The organism is Polaromonas sp. CG_23.6 (assembly GCF_029892315.1).
Classification (GTDB): domain Bacteria; phylum Pseudomonadota; class Gammaproteobacteria; order Burkholderiales; family Burkholderiaceae_C; genus Polaromonas.
In genome coordinates this window covers 3,159,611-3,179,830 of sequence record NZ_JARXUY010000001.1, presented here as the reverse complement: position 1 = coordinate 3,179,830, position 20,220 = coordinate 3,159,611, and the positions used below count along the sequence as shown (strand labels likewise).

Annotated in this window: 22 protein-coding genes; 8 read left to right on the top strand and 14 right to left on the bottom strand. The window is 62.0% G+C overall.

The features are described from left to right. Nucleotides 1–216 precede the first annotated feature (216 nt). Nucleotides 217–1,188, bottom strand: a complete 972-nt coding sequence (locus H4V98_RS15075; protein WP_231374598.1) for an FAD-dependent oxidoreductase — start codon at nt 1,186–1,188, stop codon at nt 217–219. Here H4V98_RS15075 and H4V98_RS15070 point away from each other — a divergent pair. Beyond that, on the top strand, nt 1,090–1,428 hold the full coding sequence (locus H4V98_RS15070; protein WP_231374608.1) for a hypothetical protein: 339 nt from the start codon (nt 1,090–1,092) through the stop codon (nt 1,426–1,428). The two genes, H4V98_RS15075 and H4V98_RS15070, sit on opposite strands and share 99 nt — an antisense overlap. Here H4V98_RS15070 and H4V98_RS15065 read toward each other — a convergent pair. Beyond that, a complete protein-coding gene (locus H4V98_RS15065) occupies nt 1,423–2,376 on the bottom strand; it encodes a LysR family transcriptional regulator (protein WP_196862287.1) in 954 nt (317 codons plus the stop codon). The two genes, H4V98_RS15070 and H4V98_RS15065, sit on opposite strands and share 6 nt — an antisense overlap. 108 nt (nt 2,377–2,484) lie before the next feature. Between H4V98_RS15065 and H4V98_RS15060 the strand changes: the two genes are divergently transcribed. The 6 genes from H4V98_RS15060 to H4V98_RS15035 all read left to right on the top strand — a co-directional run bounded on the left by H4V98_RS15060 (nt 2,485) and on the right by H4V98_RS15035 (nt 6,022). Beyond that, nucleotides 2,485–3,186 carry a pirin family protein gene (locus H4V98_RS15060; RefSeq protein WP_196862286.1) on the top strand — a complete coding sequence of 234 codons (702 nt, stop codon included), beginning with the start codon at nt 2,485–2,487 and terminating at the stop codon, nt 3,184–3,186. Between the two features lie 236 nt (nt 3,187–3,422). Continuing rightward, nucleotides 3,423–3,836, top strand: coding sequence for a DoxX family protein (locus tag H4V98_RS15055; RefSeq protein ID WP_196862285.1), 414 nt, complete (start codon nt 3,423–3,425; stop codon nt 3,834–3,836). Continuing rightward, nucleotides 3,836–4,414, top strand: coding sequence for a flavodoxin family protein (locus H4V98_RS15050; RefSeq protein WP_196862284.1), 579 nt, complete (start codon nt 3,836–3,838; stop codon nt 4,412–4,414). Before H4V98_RS15055 ends, H4V98_RS15050 begins: the two co-directional genes overlap by 1 nt. Before the next feature lie 55 nt (nt 4,415–4,469). Further along, entirely contained in the window at nt 4,470–4,877 is a 408-nt protein-coding gene (locus H4V98_RS15045) for an OsmC family protein (RefSeq protein WP_196862283.1), read from the top strand. Further along, nucleotides 4,874–5,749, top strand: a complete 876-nt coding sequence (locus H4V98_RS15040; protein WP_196862282.1) for a pirin family protein — start codon at nt 4,874–4,876, stop codon at nt 5,747–5,749. The genes H4V98_RS15045 and H4V98_RS15040 overlap by 4 nt, the downstream gene beginning before the upstream one ends. Before the next feature lie 39 nt (nt 5,750–5,788). Beyond that, nucleotides 5,789–6,022: a hypothetical protein gene (locus H4V98_RS15035; protein WP_196862281.1), complete on the top strand. Its 234-nt coding sequence runs from the start codon at nt 5,789–5,791 to the stop codon at nt 6,020–6,022. Here the strand turns inward: H4V98_RS15035 and egtB are convergent. Both egtB and H4V98_RS15025 read right to left on the bottom strand, forming a co-directional pair. Then, a complete protein-coding gene (egtB, locus tag H4V98_RS15030; protein WP_196862280.1) occupies nt 6,016–7,326 on the bottom strand; it encodes an ergothioneine biosynthesis protein EgtB in 1,311 nt (436 codons plus the stop codon). The genes H4V98_RS15035 and egtB overlap by 7 nt on opposite strands. A gap of 32 nt (nt 7,327–7,358) precedes the next feature. Continuing rightward, nucleotides 7,359–8,135 carry a sulfurtransferase gene (locus H4V98_RS15025; protein ID WP_196862452.1) on the bottom strand — a complete coding sequence of 259 codons (777 nt, stop codon included), beginning with the start codon at nt 8,133–8,135 and terminating at the stop codon, nt 7,359–7,361. Between the two features lie 91 nt (nt 8,136–8,226). Here H4V98_RS15025 and dnaE point away from each other — a divergent pair, with 91 nt between their 5' ends. Further along, nucleotides 8,227–11,739 (top strand): DNA polymerase III subunit alpha, encoded by a 3,513-nt coding sequence (gene dnaE / locus H4V98_RS15020; RefSeq protein WP_196862279.1) that lies wholly within the window; start codon nt 8,227–8,229, stop codon nt 11,737–11,739. 68 nt (nt 11,740–11,807) lie between these two features. On the opposite strand, the gene tolA is transcribed toward dnaE, so the two are convergent. The 10 genes from tolA to ribD form a co-directional block, all read right to left on the bottom strand. Continuing rightward, complete coding sequence (tolA, locus tag H4V98_RS15015) at nt 11,808–12,965, bottom strand: cell envelope integrity protein TolA (protein WP_196862278.1); 1,158 nt, start codon at nt 12,963–12,965, stop codon at nt 11,808–11,810. Between the two features lie 36 nt (nt 12,966–13,001). Then, nucleotides 13,002–13,436: a biopolymer transporter ExbD gene (locus H4V98_RS15010; RefSeq protein ID WP_196862277.1), complete on the bottom strand. Its 435-nt coding sequence runs from the start codon at nt 13,434–13,436 to the stop codon at nt 13,002–13,004. A 175-nt stretch (nt 13,437–13,611) separates the two neighbouring features. Then, entirely contained in the window at nt 13,612–14,304 is a 693-nt protein-coding gene (tolQ, locus tag H4V98_RS15005) for a protein TolQ (RefSeq protein ID WP_196862276.1), read from the bottom strand. Between the two features lie 19 nt (nt 14,305–14,323). Further along, nucleotides 14,324–14,740: a tol-pal system-associated acyl-CoA thioesterase gene (gene ybgC / locus H4V98_RS15000; protein ID WP_196862451.1), complete on the bottom strand. Its 417-nt coding sequence runs from the start codon at nt 14,738–14,740 to the stop codon at nt 14,324–14,326. 200 nt (nt 14,741–14,940) lie between these two features. After that, nucleotides 14,941–16,137 carry a pyridoxal phosphate-dependent aminotransferase gene (locus tag H4V98_RS14995; protein ID WP_196862275.1) on the bottom strand — a complete coding sequence of 399 codons (1,197 nt, stop codon included), beginning with the start codon at nt 16,135–16,137 and terminating at the stop codon, nt 14,941–14,943. Between the two features lie 35 nt (nt 16,138–16,172). Further along, nucleotides 16,173–16,694, bottom strand: coding sequence for a transcription antitermination factor NusB (gene nusB, locus H4V98_RS14990; RefSeq protein WP_196862274.1), 522 nt, complete (start codon nt 16,692–16,694; stop codon nt 16,173–16,175). A gap of 33 nt (nt 16,695–16,727) precedes the next feature. Next, nucleotides 16,728–17,192 (bottom strand): 6,7-dimethyl-8-ribityllumazine synthase, encoded by a 465-nt coding sequence (gene ribH, locus H4V98_RS14985; protein WP_196862273.1) that lies wholly within the window; start codon nt 17,190–17,192, stop codon nt 16,728–16,730. Nucleotides 17,193–17,204: 12 nt separating this feature from the next. Continuing rightward, entirely contained in the window at nt 17,205–18,332 is a 1,128-nt protein-coding gene (ribBA, locus tag H4V98_RS14980) for a bifunctional 3,4-dihydroxy-2-butanone-4-phosphate synthase/GTP cyclohydrolase II (RefSeq protein ID WP_196862272.1), read from the bottom strand. After that, complete coding sequence (locus H4V98_RS14975) at nt 18,333–18,989, bottom strand: riboflavin synthase (RefSeq protein WP_196862271.1); 657 nt, start codon at nt 18,987–18,989, stop codon at nt 18,333–18,335. A 102-nt stretch (nt 18,990–19,091) separates the two neighbouring features. After that, nucleotides 19,092–20,216, bottom strand: coding sequence for a bifunctional diaminohydroxyphosphoribosylaminopyrimidine deaminase/5-amino-6-(5-phosphoribosylamino)uracil reductase RibD (ribD, locus tag H4V98_RS14970; protein WP_280757665.1), 1,125 nt, complete (start codon nt 20,214–20,216; stop codon nt 19,092–19,094). Between the last annotated feature and the right edge of the window lie 4 nt (nt 20,217–20,220).

Below are 20,220 nucleotides of genomic sequence, written 5' to 3'. Positions count from 1 at the left end.
CCCGGCAAAGCCGGTTCCACGGCCCCTGCTGGGTGGGAGGGGGTGCTTCTACGCTCGCTGTGCTGGCTTGCATCGTCGGTTCGCGTAACACTATGTCAAAGGAAGCGGCTGCATTTTGGCCTAGCAAAGCCGGTTCCACGGCGCTTGCTGGGTGGCAAGAAATGCCTCCACGCTGGTCGCTTTGTTCGCAGCTCCGTCCAGCATCGCCTCAACCTGTCAAAGAATCGCCAGCGCCATTTCCAGTCCGGACACGAAGCCGTCTTCGACACGGTGGCCCAGGCACCAGTCGCCGCAGGCGCCGATGTGCGATTCGGCGTCCCACGCATGCGTTTTGCCAAGGGGCTTGGTGGTCTGGGCATAGCGCCAGCGGTGTACCGACGCGTAGGGCGGCTCGGCGCGGATGCCGGTCACTTCGGTGAAGGCCTTCAGCAACTTGGCCTTGACGCGTTCGGCGTCGTCTTCAAGGTGGCGCTGCGACCAGGCGGGGCTGGCCTGCACGGTCCAGCGTTCAATCGGGCCGCGCCCCGGTTTGGACGACTCGCGCGCCAGCCAGGAAATCCGGTGGTGGGTGCTGCGCGCCACGTTCCACTGGGGGCCCAGGCTTTGCAGCGTGGGCTGCTGCGCCTGCGGAAAGGCCACCATCAATGTCCAGCAGGGCGCCACGTTCACGCCTGCCAGGTCGGCCAGCAGCGGCGCGGCCTGCTCTGAATCGCGCAGCAGGGCGTGCGCTTGCGGTGCGGGAATCGCCAGCACCACGGCATCAAAGCCGGAATGCACGCCGGCGCCCGGGCCGTCGGTTTGCAACTGCCAGCGCTTCGGGTCCAGCTTGTCTTCCTCGATATAGACGACGCGTGTGTCCAGCACCAGCTGGCCGGCATCGACCAATGGCTGGGCCCACTGGCGCACCAGCGCATTCATGCCCGGCTTGGCCACCCAGTGCGCTTCCTTGGCGGGCAGCGAGGCCGCCACAACGCGCCCCAGGTCGTCCAGCACCTGCACGCTGCTGGCGCTCCAGGGCCGCACCAGCCCGGAGGCGGTGGCCAGGGCTTTTTCAAAGCGTTCATCGCGCACGGTGAAATACTGCGCGCCATGGTCAAAGCCGCCAAATTCGGTGGTTCGCGTGGACATGCGTCCGCCAGCGCCCTTGCTTTTTTCAAAGACGGTGACACGGTGCCCGGCCTGGACCAGCGTTCGGGCGCAGGTGATGCCGGCAATGCCAGCGCCTACGACGGCGATGTGACGCTGTACGGCAGGTTCAAAGAAAGCAGCGGTGAAGGGTTTGTTTGTCATGACTTTTTTGCTTTTTCTGAGGTGAAGGAAAAGGTCGGGAAGAAATGGCATCGTGACGAAAAGTCAGGCATCAACGAACGCCATGCGCACACTCTACACCGCAGCCGGCGCCTGGCGGCCGCGTGCGCGGATTTATAGCGAGTGGGCGCGCTCCAGCAGCGCCTTGCGGGTGGCCGGTTTGCCGAGTTGCTGCAGCCACCATTGCAGTGCGCGTCCTTCGGCAGCCGGCGCCCGGCAGCGCCAGGCGTAGCGCATCGGAACCATCCGCGTGGCGCGCTGCATCTGCTTTTCGACCAGGCGCCCGGCGTCAATGTGCGGCCGCGCCAGGTATTCCGGCAAGAAGCCGCCGCCCAGCCCGCGCAACTGCGCATCAAGCTTTTCAGGCATGCCGGGAACTGTGAAAACGTCCTGCCCGCCCAGCAGCCCGCTGGTCACGCCGCTGCCCTGCCTGACCGAATCGGCCACCACCACGGCGCGGTGCAGCAGCAACTGCGCGTCAGGCACCGGTTCGGCGGCTTGCGCCAGCGGATGGTGCGGCGCGACGGCATAGATAAAGTGAACGGTGCCCAGCGGTCGGCTTTGCAAAGACAGGTTGGGCGCGGGATCCAGCGCAACGCCGATGGCCAGGTCAGCCTGGCCCGATGTCACCGCTTCCAGCGTTCCGGACAGCGCTTCCTCCCGGATTTTCAGGCGTGTCGGCGGATTCAAGGCAAAAAAGGCTTCGCACAGTTCAAGCACCGTGGTGCGCGAAATCACGCTGTCCACCGCCAGCGTGAGCTGCGGCTCCCAGCCGGTTGCCACGCGCTTGACGCGGTTGGCAATGGCGTCGAGTTCAAGCAGCAGCCGGTTGCCTTCGCGCAGCAGTTCCTGGCCGGCGACGGTCAGCCTGGCCTGGCGCGACGAGCGGTCGAACAGCAACACGTCCAGCGCGTCCTCGACCTGCCGGATGCGGTATGTCAGGGCGCTGGGCACCACGCCCAGTGCGCGCGCGGCGGCTGCCATGCTGCCCGAGCTGTGGATGGTGTCGATCAGCCGGATAACATCTGGCGTCAGCGCGTTGCGCACCGGATTTTTAGGTAGGAGCATGAAAACCCTTCAAAAAATTTGAATGATGCCAGCAAACTGGCGCAACGATGCAAGCGCTGTCGGCACCTAAAGTCAAGGCATTGCAATACACCTTGAAAGGGGCACTTCATGATGACATTACGGCTTTCGGGCGAACGCGGCTATGCCGACCACGGCTGGCTCAAGTCTTTCCATTCTTTTTCTTTCGCCGGTTACCACGACCCGGCGCACATGGGCTTTGGCAACCTGAGGGTCATCAACGAAGACCGCATTGCCGCCGGCCGGGGTTTTGGCACGCACAGCCACCAGAACATGGAAATCATCAGCTACGTGCTGAATGGCGAATTGGCGCACAAGGACAGCATGGGCAATGTCAAGGGCATTCCCCCCGGAGACGTGCAGCGCATGAGCGCGGGCACCGGCGTGCAGCACAGCGAGTTCAACCATGCCGAAGGCCAGACCACGCACTTTCTGCAGATCTGGATTGAGCCGAACGTCACCGGCATTGCGCCTGGCTATGAGCAGAAAACCTTTGCCGAGCTTGACAAGCGCGGCGCGCTGCGGCTGGTGGCCTCGCCCGATGGCGCGCAGGATTCGGTGCTGATCCATGCCGACGCCAGGCTGCATGCCGGCCTGTTCGACGGGGGTGAAGCGGCCGTGCTGGTGCTTGACCCCAAGCGCAAGGCCTATGTGCACCTGGTTCGCGGCCAGCTGGAGGTCAATGGTCAAATGCTTCACACTGGCGACGCCGCGCTGCTCCAGGCAGAAGACCGTCTGAGCCTGGAAAACGGACAGGATGCAGAGGTTCTGGTGTTCGACCTGGCACCCTGAGAGGCCAGGCCGATCACCGCCAGCGGCAAATCGGTTTGACTGGCTATAACGGAATGTGGAAAAACCAACATTTTGCTACTTAATTAATAGCTATAAGTGCATATATAGTAAGCGCTAAAGACCAATTTAGTGGTAAAAATTGGTTTTGGTCAGAACCCGGGGCCTTTGGCCGCGCAGCCGGCTTGCCCGTCGGCTTTTTTTAATTCATCATCGCGTTAATTTTTTAAGGATTTCTCATGTTCGTTGCACTTCAAAATCCCCTGTCGCTCATTGGCCGCGTGCTGCTGGCGTTGTTGTTCATTCCAGCCGGTTTCAGCAAGATTGGCGGCTTTGCCGGCACGGCCAGCTACATCGCCTCCAAGGGCGTGCCGTTTCCAGAACTTGCCGCCGCCGCTGCCGTTGGTGTCGAACTGGGGCTGGGCCTGCTGCTGCTGATCGGCTGGCAGACACGCTGGGCAGCGCTTGGCATTGCCTTTTTTACGGTGGTCATCACGTTTATCTTTCACAATTTCTGGGCGGTGCCGGCCGAGCTGGTCACGTCCCAGCAGCAGTCTTTCTTCAAGAACATCGCGGTGGTGGGCGGCTTGCTGACGGTGGCCGCCTGGGGCGCTGGCGCCTGGAGTGTTGACGGCAACCGGCGGGGTGCTTGATGGCTAGCGCTGTCATTTCCAGCGAGCCCGTCGTGGTCGTCGTCTACCACTCCGGCTATGGCCATACCCAGCGCATGGCGCAAGCCGTTGCGTCAGGCGCCGGCGCCGATTTGATTGCCATTGATGCCGAAGGCAATCTGCCTGCAGGCGGCTGGGAAGCGCTGGCCGCTGCCGACGCCATCATCATGGGCTCGCCGACCTACATGGGCAGCGTCAGCTGGCAGTTCAAGAAGTTTGCCGACGCGTCGTCGAAGCCCTGGTACACCGAATCCTGGAAGGACAAACTGTTTGCCGGTTTCACCAACAGTGCGGCGCTGAACGGCGACAAGTCTTCCACGCTGATCTACCTGTTCACCCTGGCCATGCAGCACGGCGGCATCTGGGTCAGCCAGGGCATGATGCCGAGTAACAGCAAGGCCGCGCAGCGCAACGACCCGAATTTTCTGGGTTCCTACAGCGGCGCGATCGCGCATTCGCCCTCGGATGCTGGCGCCGGTGAAATGGCGCCGGGCGACCTGGAGACGGCGCGCAGTTTCGGCGAGCGCGTGGCGCAGGTGGCGGGCCGTTTCAGCCGCTGAGGTATTGCTGCTCTGCGGCACGGCGGTCCTTTTCCATGTTTCAAAAGGAAAACGCATGACGATTGAACTCCTGCTGGACCGCACCGCCACGCTCGCGCAAACGGTGCATGTCCGTTCTCACGAACTGGTGGCCGACGTCAGCCAGGCCGAAGGCGGCGGCGACACCGGCCCCAGCCCGCATGACCTCTACGATGCCGCGCTCGGCGCCTGCAAGGCCTTGACGGTGATGTGGTACGCCCGCAAGAAAGGCATTCCCGTCGATGACATCCAGACCCGGGTCGAGCGCGACGCTGCCGACGAGCGCAAGGGCATTTACCGCTTGACCACCACCCTGAAAGTGCATGGTGCCCTGAGTGATGCGCAGCTGAAGGAACTCGAAGCCGTGGCTCGGAAATGCCCGGTTCACAAGCTGATGACCACGGTCACCACGGAAATCACCACCCGCATGGAGCGCCTGCCATGAGCATCGACGTCACACTGACCGGACAGGACAAGGACCTGGGCGGCGGCTTCCTGGTCAGCCGCCTGTTGCCGGCGGCCAACCGCCAATCGGTGGGGCCGTTTGTATTTTTCGACCATTTCGGGCCGCTGGAGGTTCAGGCCGGCGACAACCATGACGTGCGGCCGCATCCGCACATCGGCCTGGCGACCGTGACCTATCTGTTTGACGGCGCCATACTGCACCGCGACAGTCTGGGCTCGGTCCAGCGCATCGAGCCCGGCGCCATCAACTGGATGACAGCGGGGCGTGGCATCGTGCATTCCGAAAGGGCGCCCGACGACCTGCGGAACCAAGCCTACCTTCAGCATGGCCTGCAGTTGTGGGCGGCGCTGCCCCAGGCGCATGAAGAGGCAACGCCGGATTTTGTGCACACGCCAGCCGCTGACATTCCTGTCGTGGTTCTGGGCGCAGCCGAGGTGCGCGTGCTGATCGGCGAGGCGTTTGGCCAGACCTCGCCAGTCAAGACCTTTTCGAAAACGGTTTACCTGGATATTCGTCTCGGCGCCGGCGGCCATGTCGATCTGCCGCCGCTGGCCGACGAACTGGCGCTGTACGGTGTGCAGGGCGATCTGGCGTTGGACGGCGAAGCACTGGCGGCACGCACCCTGGCCATTTTGGCGTCAGGTACGGCAACGCGCATCAGCGCCAAGGCGCCCGCCCGCTTCATGGTGGTGGGCGGCGACGCGCTGGACGGGCAGCGCTTCATCTGGTGGAATTTTGTCTCCAGCCGCAAAGAGCGCATCGCGCAAGCCGGTGACGACTGGCTGGCCCAGCGCATGGGCCAGGTCGCCGGCGATGCCGAATTCATTCCCCTGCCCGAGCGCAGGCCATAGGGCAGGACAGCCCCAACCCCAACCTTTTCAACCAACGCCATGTCAACCATTCCTGAAATATCCCCCACGCCGGCGCAGCCCGAAATGCCGCCAGTGACGCCTGCAAGCCCTGAAATCACCCCTTCGCCCACAGAGCCTGAAATGCCGGTCAGGCCCGACAACCCGGAAATGCAGCCAACACCGGACATGCCCGAGATACCGCAAACGCCCGATAACCCCGTCATGCCCGACAGGCCCGGCTCGCCGGGAATACCCGCGCCAGGTCCCTATTGAACGTTGCGCGCCAGCCGCACGCCGCTGAACTGCCATTGCGCGTCCGGCGGAAAAAAATTGCGGTAGCTGGCACGCACGTGGCTTTGCGGCGTGGCGCAGGAACCACCGCGCAGCACGAACTGGTTGCACATGAACTTGCCGTTGTATTCACCTACCAGCCCCTCCCACGGCTGGTAGCCCGGGTAGGGGTTGTAGTTGGACTGCGTCCATTCCCACACATCGCCAAACATCTGCGAAGGTGACGCCAGGCTGGCGTGCTGCTGCGGCAGCGGATGGAAAGCCCCGGTTCCCACAAAATTGCCCGTCTTTGCGCTTGAAGCGGGCAGCCGGCGTGCGGCCAGTTCCCATTCAAACTCGGTCGGCAGCCGCGCCCCGGCCCAGCGCGCCAGCGCATCGGCTTCAAAATAACTGAGGTGGCAGGCGGGCGTGTTGGGGTCAACGTCCTGCAGCCCCTGCAGCGTGAAATGCCGGTAGCGGCCGGCATCGTCTTCCTGCCAGTACAGCGGGCGCTGATGCTGCCCGGCCTGCACCCAGTCCCATCCCATCGACAGCCACAGTTCCGGCCGCCGGTAGCCGCCGTCCGCCATGAATTCGATCAATTCCCCGTTGGTGACCAGCCGGCTGGCCAGCTCGAACGGCGCCACATAGACCGGATGGCGCGGGGTTTCGTTGTCAAATGTAAATTCGCCATCCAGCGCAGCGTCAAATCCATGCTTGACCAGACCGCCTTCATAGCCATGCCAGCGCAGCGCTTGGGGCGCCGTGCTCGTCAGCGGCCAGCGCCTGGCATAGGCCGGACGCAGCGGATTGAATGACAGTGCATGCTGGATGTCGGTCAGCAGCAGTTCCTGGTGCTGCTGCTCGTGCTGCAGGCCCAGGCGGATGAGCTGCGCCAGTTCAGCATGGTCGGCATCAGCGGCAGAAATCACACCTTGCACGCGCGCATCGACCTGCGCCCGGTAGGCCAGCACTTCGTCCAGCGACGGACGGCTGATCAAGCCCCGATGCGGGCGCGGGTATTTGTCGCCCACGCCGTTGTAGTAGCTGTTGAACAGGACGCGAAAGCTGGCGTCGAAGGGCTTGAAATTGGGCTCGAAGCGTTCCAGCACGAAGGTTTCAAAAAACCAGGTCAGGTGGGCCAGATGCCATTTGGCCGGGCTGGCGTCGGGCATGGACTGCAGCTGACAGTCCTCGGCGCTCAACGGCTTGATTAAATTCACAGTCTGGCCGCGAACGTGCTCAAAGCGCAGCGCCATCGCTGAGGTGGCTGCGGCGTTGGGCCGGGCGTTTTGAAAGGAGGGCATGGTGGGTTTCGTCTGGTTCATGCTGCCAAGCTTCACACGGCATGAGCGGCGTCGCTGTCAGACGATGCCCCAATATCGACGCGGGGTTTGAGTGCTGAATCCACCCCCCGCCTGTCGTCGAACACAAAGCATTCGCCGTCGAAATGCGCCGGCCCGCATTCTTCAAAGTATTTAAGGATGCCGCCCTCAAGCTGATAGACCTGTTCAACGCCGGCTTCACGCAGGTAAATCGCCGCCTTCTCGCAGCGAATGCCGCCGGTGCAAAAGCTCACGACGGTCTTGCCGGCCAGCTCGGCGCTGTGGTCCTGCACCGCTTGCGGGAATTCGGTGAACTTGGCCAGGCGCCAGTCAATGGCCTGGCGGAAGGTGCCCGCATCGACTTCATAGGTGTTGCGTGTGTCCAGCATGGCCACTGGCCGTCCGTCATCGTCACTGCCCTGGTCCAGCCATCGCTTGAGCGTGGCCGCGTCCACCGCTGGCGCGCGACCTGACGACGGCTGGATGGCCGGATGGTTCATGCGGATGATTTCCGGCTTGACCTTGACCAGCAGCTTGCCGAAAGGCTGGACCGCCGACCAGCTTTGCTTGATGTCAAGGTCCTCAAAACGCGCATCCTGCTGCAGCCATGCCAAAAAATCATGAATCGCGGCGCTGTCGGCGGCCAGGAAAAGATTGATGCCTTCTTCGGCCAGGAGCACGGTTCCCAGGATGCGGCGGGCTGTCAGCGCCTGCGCGATCGCGTCCTTCAGTTCGGGTAACCGCTCCAGCGCCACAAAACGGTACGCAGCAATATTCAAGATTTTCATGATGCGAATTGTAGGCAGGCGCTCTGGCGCATGACCCGTCGCGCTGGCGGGTTGGCGGCATCCGCGCAGCTTCCAGAGACCTAAAATGAGCCGCATGTTTGTCCATTTAAGAATCCACACCGAATTTTCAGTCGTTGACGGTACCAACCGCATCGATGAAATTGTTGAAGCCGCCGCCGCCGACCAGCAACCCGCGCTGGCTATCACCGACCTGAGCAACCTGTTTGGCACGGTCAAGTTTTACAAGGAAGGCCGCAAGGTCGGGGTCAAGCCCTTGATCGGCGCCGACATCTGGCTCGAATCGCCCGGCAAGGAAGCCAGTGCGCCAGCGTCGCGCTTGCTGCTGCTGGTGCAGGACAACCAGGGTTACCTCAACCTGTGCGAGCTGATCACGCGCGCATGGACCAAAAACGTGGTGCGCGACCAGGCGGTCGTCAAGCTGCAGTGGCTACAGGAACTCAACGAAGGGTTGCTGGCCGTGTCAGGCGCGCAGCGCGGCGCCGTGGGTCAGGCCTTGGTCCAGGGCGACAACGCGCGGGCGGCGGAATGCGCGCAGCACTTCTCCAACATGTTTCCGCAGCGCTTTTACCTGGAGTTGCAGCGCTCCGGACATGTCGATGACGAACGGCATGTCCGGGCTGCCGTGCAGTTGGCGGCACAACTCAAGCTGCCGGTGGTGGCCACGCATCCGGTCCAGTTTTTGACATACGACGACTACGAGGCGCATGAAGCGCGGGTGTGTATTTCGGAAGGCGAAATCCTGGGCAACGCGCGCCGGGTGCGCAAGTTCACCCGCGAGCAGTATTTCAAGTCATCGGCACAAATGCAGGCGCTGTTTGCCGATGTGCCGTCGGCGCTGGCCAACACGGTCGAAATCGCCAAGCGCTGCAACCTGACGCTGGAGCTGGGCAAGCCCATGCTGCCCGAATTCCCGACGCCCGAGGTCAATGGCGTTCGCATGCTGCCTGAAGACTATTTTCGCCACACGTCCTTCGAAGGGCTGGAAGAGCGGCTGCTGCACCTCTACCCGAGCCCGGCCCTGCGCGACGCGAAGCGGCCTGAATACGTCGCCCGGCTGGAGTTCGAGATCAACACCATCCTGAAGATGGGTTTTCCCGGCTACTTCCTGATCGTCGGCGACTTTATCCAGTGGGCCAAGGCCAACGGCTGCCCGGTGGGGCCGGGACGCGGCTCCGGTGCCGGATCTCTGGTGGCCTATGCGTTGAAGATCACCGACCTCGACCCGCTGCGCTACAACCTGCTGTTCGAGCGCTTTTTGAACCCCGAGCGCGTCTCGATGCCCGACTTTGACATCGATTTTTGCCAGAGCAACCGCGACCGCGTCATTGACTACGTGAAGGACAAGTACGGTCATACGGCCGTCAGCCAGATCGTCACCTTTGGCACCATGGCAGCGCGCGCGGCCATTCGCGACGTGGGCCGGGTGCTGGACTTTCCCTACGGCTTTTGCGACGGCATTTCCAAGCTCATTCCGAACAAGCCCGGCCAGGCCGTCACGCTGCAGCTGGTGCCGGCCGACCGCAAGAAAAACGACAAGATGGTCTATGCGCTGGAAGCCGAGCCCATTCTGGCCGAGCGCGAAGCCAAGGAAGAAGACGTCCGCACCCTGCTGGAGCTGGCGCGCAAGCTTGAAGGCCTGACGCGCAACGTCGGCATGCATGCCGGCGGTGTGCTGATTGCGCCGGGCAAGCTGACCGACTTCTGCCCGCTGTATCTGCAGCCCGGCAGCACGTCGGCGGTCAGCCAGTACGACAAGAACGACGTCGAGGCGATTGGCCTGGTGAAGTTCGACTTTTTGGGACTGGCCACGCTGACCATTCTGGAAATTGCGCGCGAGTTCATCATCGCCCGCTACCCGGCGCAAAAGGACTTCAAGTTTGAAGACCTGCCGCTCGACGATGCGCGGGTTTACCGGCTGTTCGCCGATGGCAAGACCGAAGCCGTGTTCCAGTTTGAAAGTATCGGCATGCAGCGCATGCTGAAGGACGCGCGGCCGGACCGGCTCGAAGACCTGATCGCGATGAACGCGCTCTACCGTCCCGGCCCGATGGACCTGATTCCAACCTACATTGCCCGCAAGCAGGGCAAGGAAGTGCCCGAATACCCGGACCCGCGCGTCAAGCCGATGCTGGAGGAAACCTACGGCATCATGGTGTACCAGGAGCAGGTGATGCAGACCGCGCAGATCCTGGGCGGCTATTCGCTGGGCGGCGCCGACATGCTGCGCCGCGCGATGGGCAAGAAGGACGAAAAGGAGATGGCCCAGCACCGGGAAATCTTCCGCAAGGGCGCCGGCATCAATGGCTTGACCGAGGAAAAGGCCGACGAGGTGTTCGACCTGATGGAAAAGTTCGCGGGCTACGGCTTCAACAAGTCGCACTCCGCCGCCTATGCGCTGCTGGCCTACCACACGGCCTGGCTCAAGGTGCATTTCCCGGCCGAATTCTTCGCGGCCAACATGACCGTTGAAATGGACGACACCGACAAGTTGAAAATCCTTTTTGGCGACGCGCACAAGATGGGGCTGACCTTCGAGGTGCCTGACATCAACGAGGGCGACTACCGTTTCGAGCCGATCACCGCCCGGTCGGTGCGCTACGGGCTGGGGGCCATCAAGGGCACCGGCCAGCAGGCCATTGCCGCCATCGTCGCCGCCCGCAAGGAAGGCGGCCCGTTCACCTCGCTGTACGATTTCTGTGTGCGCGTGGACCGCAGCAAGCTGAACAAGCGCACGGTCGAAGCGCTGATCAAGGGGGGCGCTTTCGACAAGCTGCACCTGAACCGCGCCGAGTTGATGGCATCGGTCGAACGCGCCTTTGATTTTTCTGCCGCCACGCAGGCCAATGCCAACCAGAGCGGCCTGTTCGACATGTCCGACTCGCACGCGGCCAGCACGCAGGAGCCGGAGCTGGTCGCGGCGCCCATGTTCGGCGTCAAGGCGCGTTTGGTGCTCGAGAAAACCGCCATCGGCTTTTACCTGTCGGGCCACCTGTTTGACGAGGTGGAGCAGGAAGTGCGGCAGTTCGCCAAGCGAAAGATCGACGACCTGATCGACTCGCGGGACTCGCAATTGCTGGCGGGCATCGTCACCGACATGCGCATCATCAATGGCAACCGTGGCAAGCTGATCATCTTCAAGCTGGATGACAAGACCGACGTGCTGGAAGCCTCGGTGGACGAGGCGACCTACAACGCCAACCGAAATTTGCTGAAAGAGGACGAGCTGGTGGTGGTGCAGGGAACGCTGCAGGGCGCGTCCGAGCGCTTTGGCCGGCGCTTCAAGCTGACGCAGGTCTGGGACCTGGAGTCGGCGCGTTGCCGTTTTGGCAAGTTCCTGCGCGTCGCGGTCAATGGCACGGTGCCGGACATTTCAAGGCTGGTCCGGGACTTTCCGCCGCGCCAGAGCGGCCTGGCCGATGTGTCAGAGCCGGTGCGTGGCCTGGCCGTGCGGCTGAGCCTGCGCCGCCAGGGTGCGACGGCCGAGCTGCAGCTGGGCGACGCTGCCCGGTTTTTCCCGACCGACGCGGCACTGGCCAGCTGGACGGCGCAGGCCGACAACGGCCTCGCACGTATCATTTATGAATGAAATAGTGCTTTTGCGCATACTGTACGGGCGCAAGCAGCTACTTATTTTATAGCAATCACCGGGCCAGCCTAGTTGGGCCGGAATTCGATGATCATGGGGGTCGGCACCCGGCCATCGACATCGCGCGGCAATGAGCCCGTGCGAATGATGGCCTTGAGTACGGCGTCGTCCCAGGCCTTGTTGCCGCTGGATTTCGTCAATCGCTGGCTCATGATGGTGCCGTCTGCGGTCGTGGCGACCGTGACTTCAGCCACGGGGTTGCCCGCGATGTCGTCGTTGAACACCACGTTCGGCAGAACCCGCGCCCTGACCTTGCCGGCATAGCCTGCCGAAGGACCGCTGGATTTAGACGCGCCCGCGCCTGACGGCCCGTCGGAATTTCCCGCACCAGCCATGTCCATGATGCGTTTCTGAATGGCCGCCTGGCGTGCCTTTTCTGCGCCTGCGGCGGCTGCGGCCTTTTGTTTGGCAGCCTCAGCGGCAGCGGCTGCCTCTTTTTGCTTTTCGGCATTGGCTGCGGCTGTGGCGGCAGCAGCAGCTTTTTGTTTTTCAGCGGCGGCCTGCTTTTGTTTCTCAGCGGCGGCATTGGCGGCAGCGGTTCGTTTTTCCTTCTCTTTTTCTTTTTCCTTCTCGATAGCCAGTTGCCGGGCTTCCTGCTTTTTCGCCTCGGCCTTTTCAGCCACTTCCCGGGCCTTGCGCTCCGCCAGTTCTTCCTTGGCTTGTTGTTCTTTTTCCTTCTTTCTCTCAAGCTCTTTCGCTTGCCGGGCCTGCAAATCGGCTTCACGCTTTTCCTCCAGCTTTTGCGCCTTCAGCACTTCAGCCTCTTTTTGTTTCTGCAGCAGCTTGCGTTTCTTTTCTTTTTCCAGCGCAATGTCCACGTCCGGCAGCGGCGGCGTTTCCTTGACTTCGGGCGCCTTGGGGGCTGGGGGAGTCGGTGGCGGGGGCGGGGGAAGCTCAGGTGGCGGTGCCGGCTCGGTTGGCGGTGCTGGCACCGGCTCAGGAGGCGGTGGCGGCGGGGCTTCAACCTGCCGGGGCGCGGCGGGTTGCGGCACGCCAGACCACAGTTCTGCTTCAAACGAGGCCGCGTCGTCGGTGCGTTTCCAGTTCACGCCCCAGGTCAGCGCGGCAATCAGCAGGACATGGACCAGCAGCGCCAGCCCGAATGCGCGCGGCGAAGCCTTCTCGCGCGGCGGGGCAAATTCAAGGCGGTCTGCGTTGCTGGACATGGGTTTGCGGCGTTCTTGGCAGTTGTGCGGGGTGAATTATTTGCTGGTTTGCACGGACAGGCCAACACGGGCCACGCCGGCTTTTTGCAGGGTGTCCATGACCTGCACGACGGTTTCGTACTTGATCGACTTGTCGGCGCTGATCACCACCGGAACGCCTTCGCCGCCTTGTGCTTTCACGCCGGGCTCCCGGCTGACGATATCGGCAGCCACGCCGCGCACCGTGCTCGACACCGTGTCGGTCTTGAAGCGGATCTGCACACTTTCGTCCTTCTGGATGTCAATGCGCACTGGATTTTGCGGCTGCTTGGACGCCTGGCCGACTTTGGGCAGGGCAATCATGCTCGGCGTGATCAGCGGCGCCGTCACCATGAAGATGATCAGCAGCACCAGCATCACATCGATGAAAGGCACCATGTTGATTTCACTGATGGTGCGGCGTCCCCGGCCGCGTGAACTGACTGCTGGCATGGTGATTTCCTTAGACTGACGATGACGGCCGCAGCATGGGCCGCGTTACAACAAGCGTGGAGAAATCTTCTCCCCACCAGCAGGGGCCGTGGAGCCGGCTTTGCCGGGCCGCAGGCGCAGCGGCCCCCTCGGGGGCAGCGCAGTACGCGAAGCGACAAGCGTGGGGGCCATATCTTTAGTGGCCTGAAGGCGATTGCGCGCCCAGGTTGCGCTGCAGAATATTGGAAAACTCTTCAATGAAGGTTTCCAGCCGGTTGGCGATTCGGTCGATGTCGTGCGCGAAGCGGTTGTACGCCACCACGGCAGGAATCGCTGCGAACAGCGCAATGGCCGTGGCCACCAGCGCCTCGGCAATGCCGGGTGCAACGGTGGCCAGCGTCACCGATTCCATCGCCGCCAGTCCGGTGAAGGCATGCATGATGCCCCAGACCGTGCCGAACAGGCCGACATAGGGCGACACCGAGCCGACCGTGGCCAGGAAGGATAAATTCGCCTCGATCGTGTCCATCTCGCGCTGGTAGCTGGCGCGCATGGCGCGGCGTGCGCCGTCGAGCAGCGTGCCCGCGTCGCTGATGTGGCGCTCGCGCAACTTTTGGTATTCGCGCATGCCACTGGCAAAAATGCGTTCCATCGAACCCGAGGTCTTGGCGTTTTGCGCCGCACCGGCAAACAGGTCGTTCAGGCTGGTGCCCGACCAGAAGCCACGGTCAAACTCGTCGTTAAGCTGCTGGGCGAGCTTGAGCGCCACGATTTTGCGAAAAATCGCCGCCCAGCTGGCAATTGAAATGCCAACCAGCAGGACAACGACGGCTTGGACGACCCAGCTGGCATGGAGGAGGAGGCTGACAATGGAGAGGTCTTGGTTCATGTTGAAGCTTTTTGTGTCATCAGTTTTTCAAGCGGTCCAGAATGGAAACAGGGATGCGCCGGGGTTGCAGGCTGGCACCATGCACCCAGGCAATGCGTATCGTGCCTTCACACAGCAAGATGGCGGGCTGGTCGTTTGAATGCTCTGATTTTAGTAGTGCCTGCTGCTTGATCGTCATGGACGCACGGCCCATTTCAATCATTCTGGCTGTCACCACCAACTCATCGTCAAGGCGGGCAGGGCGCTGGTAGCGCAGCGTGGTATCGGTCACCACAAACATGCAGCCGCTGCTGTCCTTCAGATTTTGCTGTTGAATACCGAGTGATCTGAGCCACTCGGTGCGCGAACGTTCAAAGAATTTCAGGTAATTGGCATAAAACACGATACCGCCGGCATCGGTGTCTTCCCAGTACACGCGCACTGGCCACTGGAAAATAGCCCCCACGCTCCCCACTGCGTGTGGTTCGCTGCCCCCCGAGGGGGCCGCTGCGCCTGCAGCCCGGCAAAGCCGGTCCTGCGGCCCCAGCTGGTTTGGAGCGGGGGCATTCACGCGCGCCGCTACGAGCGGCTTACTGTTTGTGGAGGGCGCTATTTGACCTGCGGTCCCGCCGATGCTGGGTTGGGTCATCTGTTGGACTAGCCCAGGACCGACTCTAGCCGTGCCACGGCTTCCTTGAGCTGCGCCATGGAGCTGGCGGTTGAAAACCGCACGAACTGCTCGGGCGCCGCATGGCCGAAATCGCGTCCCGGCGTGACGGCCAGGTGCGCGCGTTTCATCAGTTCAAAGGCAAAGTCCCAGCTGCCGCTGACACCGAGCCGGGCCGCTGCTTCGGTGCAGTCGGCATAGGCGTAGAACGCGCCGTCGGGCATGGCGGGCACGCGCAGGCCCAGGCGATTCAGTTCAGGTATGAAGTAGTCGCGCCGCGCCTTGAATTCAGCCCGGCGGCTTTCGTATTCGGCCAGGCTTTCTGGCTCGAAACAGGCCAGCGCTGCATGCTGGGCCACCGTGCTGGCGCAGATGAACAGGTTTTGCGCCATGCGCTCGATGACGGGCGCCAGCGCTTCGGGTACCACGAGCCAGCCCAGGCGCCAGCCGGTCATGTTGAAGTATTTGCTGAAGCTGTTGATGCTGATCACGCTCTGGCCGAGTTCGCCGGGCAAAGCCAGTGCCGAATGGCCAAAGCGTTCCTCGTAGCTCAGCCCCAGGTAAATCTCGTCGATCAGCGTGATTCCGCCGCGGCTGTGAACGAATTCATGAATACTTTTGAATTCTTCAGGCGCAATCGAGGTGCCCGTCGGATTCGAGGGCGATGCCAGCAGCACGCCGCGCGTTTTGTGGTTCCAGGCGGCTTCGACCTTTTTGCGGGTCAGCTGAAAACGTTCGTCGGCGGTGGTTGCAATCAGCACCGACGTGCCGTCGGCTGCAGTGACGAAATGCCGGTTGCACGGATAGCTCGGGTCAGGCATCAGGATTTCATCGCCTGACTCGATCAAGGCCAGACAGGCAAGCTGCAGCGCGGCCGATGCGCCTGCCGTGATGACGATGCGGCTGGGCGCCACGTCGGCACCAAAGCGCGACAAATACCAGCCGCTGATTCGCTCGCGCAAGGCGGGCAGGCCCATCGCCTGGGTGTATTGGGTGGTGCCCTGTGCAATCGCGCGGCTGGCTGCTTGCTGCACCAGCGGCGGGGCGGTGAAGTCAGGCTCGCCGATATTCAGGAAAATCATCGGCGAGTCGGTATGCGCCACCTGCTGCGCCAGCGCACTGGCGGCCTTGGCCACCTCCATGACGTAGAAGGGCTCGATGCGGGCGGCCCGCTGGGAAATTTTCAAGGCGGGGCTTTCAAAGAGGGGCAAAAGACAAGTTTTCAGGCATGACGCGCTTGGTCGGCCGCGACTTCTGCCGCGCGCAGCGAAGGCGCCATCTTGTGCAGCACGCCATTGACGTACTTGTGGCCGTCAGTGCCGCCAAAAGCCTTGGCCAGCTCAATGCATTCGTTGATCACGACGCGGTAAGGCACGTCCAGGCAATGCGTGAATTCGTAAGCGCCAATCCACAAAATGGCATGCTCCACCGGCGAAATTTCGGCCATTTTCCGGTCCAGCAAGGGAACGATGGCGGCGTTGAGCGTTGGCTCCGATTCAATGCAGCCGTGCAGCAAGGCATCAAAATGCGCCGAATCGGCCTTGTGGAATCCGACCAGGTCGCGGGTGAAAGCGTCAATCGAGTCGGCCGGGTTCTGGCCCACCAGATGCTGGTACAGGCCCTGCAGCGCAAACTCGCGCGCGCGGGTGCGTGCCGATTTGTCGGCGGCTTTTTTCACGCCGGTATCGGTCAGGCCGGTGCGGGTTTGCGGCGGTCGCTTGGTTTTGATAAGAGGTTCAGCCATGAAAGTCCGTTATATTTTTGTAAAGAAGGATGTTCAGGCAAGCGCTTCAAGCAGGTTTGCCATTTCGACCGCGACACGTGCCGCGTCACGGCCTTTTTCTTCCTGGCGCGCCTCGGCTTGTGCCTGGTTTTCGACCGTCAGGATGGCATTGGCAATTGGCAGCTGGTAGTCCAGCGCCAGTCGAGTCACAGCCGCGCCGCTTTCGTTGGCAACCAGTTCGAAATGGTAGGTTTCGCCGCGAATGATGCAGCCCAGGGCAATCAGCGCATCGAAGTTTTCGGTTTCTGCCAGCGCCTGCAGCGCACAAGGCACTTCCAGCGCGCCGGGCACCTTGACATGCGTGATGTTCTTATCTTGCACGCCCAGCGCTTCGAGCTCCTGAAGACAGGCTGCCGCCAGAATGTTGGTGATGCCTTCGTTGAAGCGCGCCTGGACGATACCGATCGAGAGTTTTTTACCGTCGAGCTTTTCGCCCAGACCTTTGTCTGCATTGAGCATGGTGCGCTTTCCTTAAACGGTTTGAGGCTGGGTCTGGTGTTTGCCGATGTAGCCGACGATCTCCAGGCCGTAGCCGGTCATGCTCGGCATGCGGCGCGGATTGCCCATCAGGTGCATTTTCTGTACACCGCATTCCCGCAGGATCTGCGCGCCCACGCCATAGGTACGCAAGTCCATGCGGCCGCGCTCGGGGGCCTGGGCGGCTCTGGCCGTGCCTTCAAATTGGGCCATCAGCTGGTCAGCGCTTTCGCCGCAGTTCAGCAGCACCAACACGCCCCGTCCTTCGGCTTCAATGTGCTTCAAGCTCTGGTCCAGGCTCCATGAATGCATGATTCGGCCGGTCTCTAACAGATCGAGCATCGACAGCGGTTCGTGCACGCGCACCGCCACCGTGTCGTCAGCGGCCCATTGGCCCTTGACCAGCGCCAGGTGCAGGTCGTGGTTGGTCTTGTCCTTGAATGCATGCGCGGTGAACTCGCCAAAGGCAGTTTGCAGCGTGCGGCTGCCGGCCTTTTGCAGCAGCGACTCGGTGCGGCTGCGGTGTTCGATCAGGTCGGCGATCGTGCCAATCTTCAGGCCATGCGTGGCGGCAAACACCTGCAGATCCGGCAGCCGGGCCATGGTGCCGTCGTCGTTCATGATCTCGCAAATCACCGATGCCGGTGAACAGCCGGCCATGGCGGACAGATCGCAACCCGCCTCGGTATGGCCAGCACGCATGAGCACGCCACCATCGACCGCCTGCAGGGGGAAGATATGGCCGGGCTGGACCAGGTCGCTGAACGTCGCGCCAGCGGCCACGGCGGCCTGCACCGTGCGTGAACGGTCGGCGGCCGAAATGCCGGTGGTCACGCCTTCGGCGGCTTCGATCGACACCGTGAACGCCGTTGAATACTGCGCACCGTTGCGCGCTGCCATGGGGGGAAGTTTCAGCAGTTCGCAGCGATCTCGCGTCAGCGTCAGGCAAATCAGGCCACGGCCAAACCGTGCCATGAAGTTGATGGCTTCAGGTGTCACATGGTCGGCGGCGAGCACCAGGTCGCCTTCGTTTTCGCGGTCTTCTTCGTCAACCAGAATGACCATGCGGCCGGCGCGCATCTCGGCAACGATGTCTTCAACAGGGGAGATCAGTGGGGTCATTTAAAGGGTTGCTTGTTTGAGGAGGGAGTCTTGCAGCATGCGCTCGACATAACGCGCGATCAGGTCGATTTCAAGGTTGACCGGCGAACCTTGGGCCAACTGGCCCAGCGCGGTATTTTCGACGGTGTGGGGAATCAGGTTGATGCTGATCTCGCAGCCCGGTGCTTCGTCCACTTGGCCCGCCAAGTCTTGCACGCGGTTCACCGTCAAGCTTACGCCGTTGACGGTGATGGAACCTTTGTAAGCCAGATACTTGCCAAGCGACTGCGGCGCGCGGATGCGAAGCTCCCAGCTTTCGCCCACCTGGGCAAAGTGCGTGACACGGCCAATGCCATCGACATGGCCGGACACGATATGACCGCCAAGCCGGTCATGGGCGCGCAGTGCTTTTTCGAGGTTGATGATGCCGATTTCAGTCAAGCCGCAGGTCTTGTCCAGCGATTCGGCGGAAATGTCGATGGTGAACTGGTTGTGGGTGGGGTCCAGTGTCGTGGCCGTCATGCAGGCGCCGTTGAGCGCAATGCTGTCGCCCAAGCCCACATCATCGAGATAGCCCGGAGGTGTTTCGATGGTGAGACGCAAGCCATGGTCTGAAGAGCTGCCCAGGCGATGGATGGCGACGATGCGCCCCATGCCAGTGATGATTCCGGTAAACATGAGGTTATTTTCGCAGGGAAAAGAGGTGGAACGCCCGGGTCGACTCTAAAGGCGTTGAAAAGTCTTGCACATACCCTTTGAACGCCTCGGCCCAAAAGAGGCTTAAAACTGGTCGCGCCCGGTAACGCGCGCCACGATGCGCAAGTCAGCGCCTATTTGTTCGGTGGAGTGAAACTGCAGCTCAACTGCGTCAGCCAAGGCGTGTAAAGGACCGAATGCTGCCATGCCCTGGCCTGGCCCAAGCAGTTTGGGCGCCAGGTAAAGCAAGAATTCATCGACCAGTCCGGCACGAATCAGTGAGCCATTGAGCTTGCTGCCGGCCTCGACATGCAACTCGTTGATTTCGCGGGTTCCCAAGTCTTTCATCATGGCCGCCAGATCGACTTTCCCGTTGGCGTCGGGCAGCATGACGACCGTGGCACCACGTGCTTCAAGCGCTGCCTTTTTCGCATCATTTGGAACTGCAGCGTAAATAATGCAAGTGCGATCAGCTATGAAAAGATGAGCATCCAGCGGCGTTTGCAGCCGGCTGTCCACCACCACGATATGCGGCTGGCGTGGCGTGGCTACTTCGCGCACATCGAGGCGCGGGTTGTCTTGCAGCACAGTGCCAATACCCGTCATGACAGCGCAAGCGCGCGCGCGCCAGGCGTGGCCGTCTGCCCGCGCTTCGGACGCGGTGATCCACTGGCTTTGCCCGTTGGATAGCGCCGTCGTGCCGTCCAGCGAGGCCGCCATCTTCATTCGTACCCACGGCGTCTTGCGGATCATGCGGCTAAAGAAACCGATGTTGAGTTCGCGAGATTCTGCAGCGCCGGGGCCGACTTCAACTTCAATGCCGGCAGCTCTGAGTCGAGCGAATCCTTGGTCTGATACGAGAGGATTGGGATCGGCAATGGAGGCTACGACTTTTTTAATACCTGCGGCAATCAGTGCATCGCAGCATGGGCCAGTTCGACCGTGGTGGGAGCAGGGTTCAAGGGTGACGTAGGCGGTTGCGCCTTCAACTGAATGGCCTTGGGTGGCTGCGTCGCACAGGGCCATGATTTCGGCATGCGGGCCGCCTGCGGCTTGGGTGTGGCCTTGGCCAAATACGATGCCCTGAGCAGAAACCAGAATGCAGCCGACCCTTGGGTTTGGCTGGCTTAGGGTGATGGCTGATTGAGCCGTGGCCAGTGCCTTCGCTGCAAACGCATCACTTGTCGCTGAAATGGATTGCGGGTTCACAAGT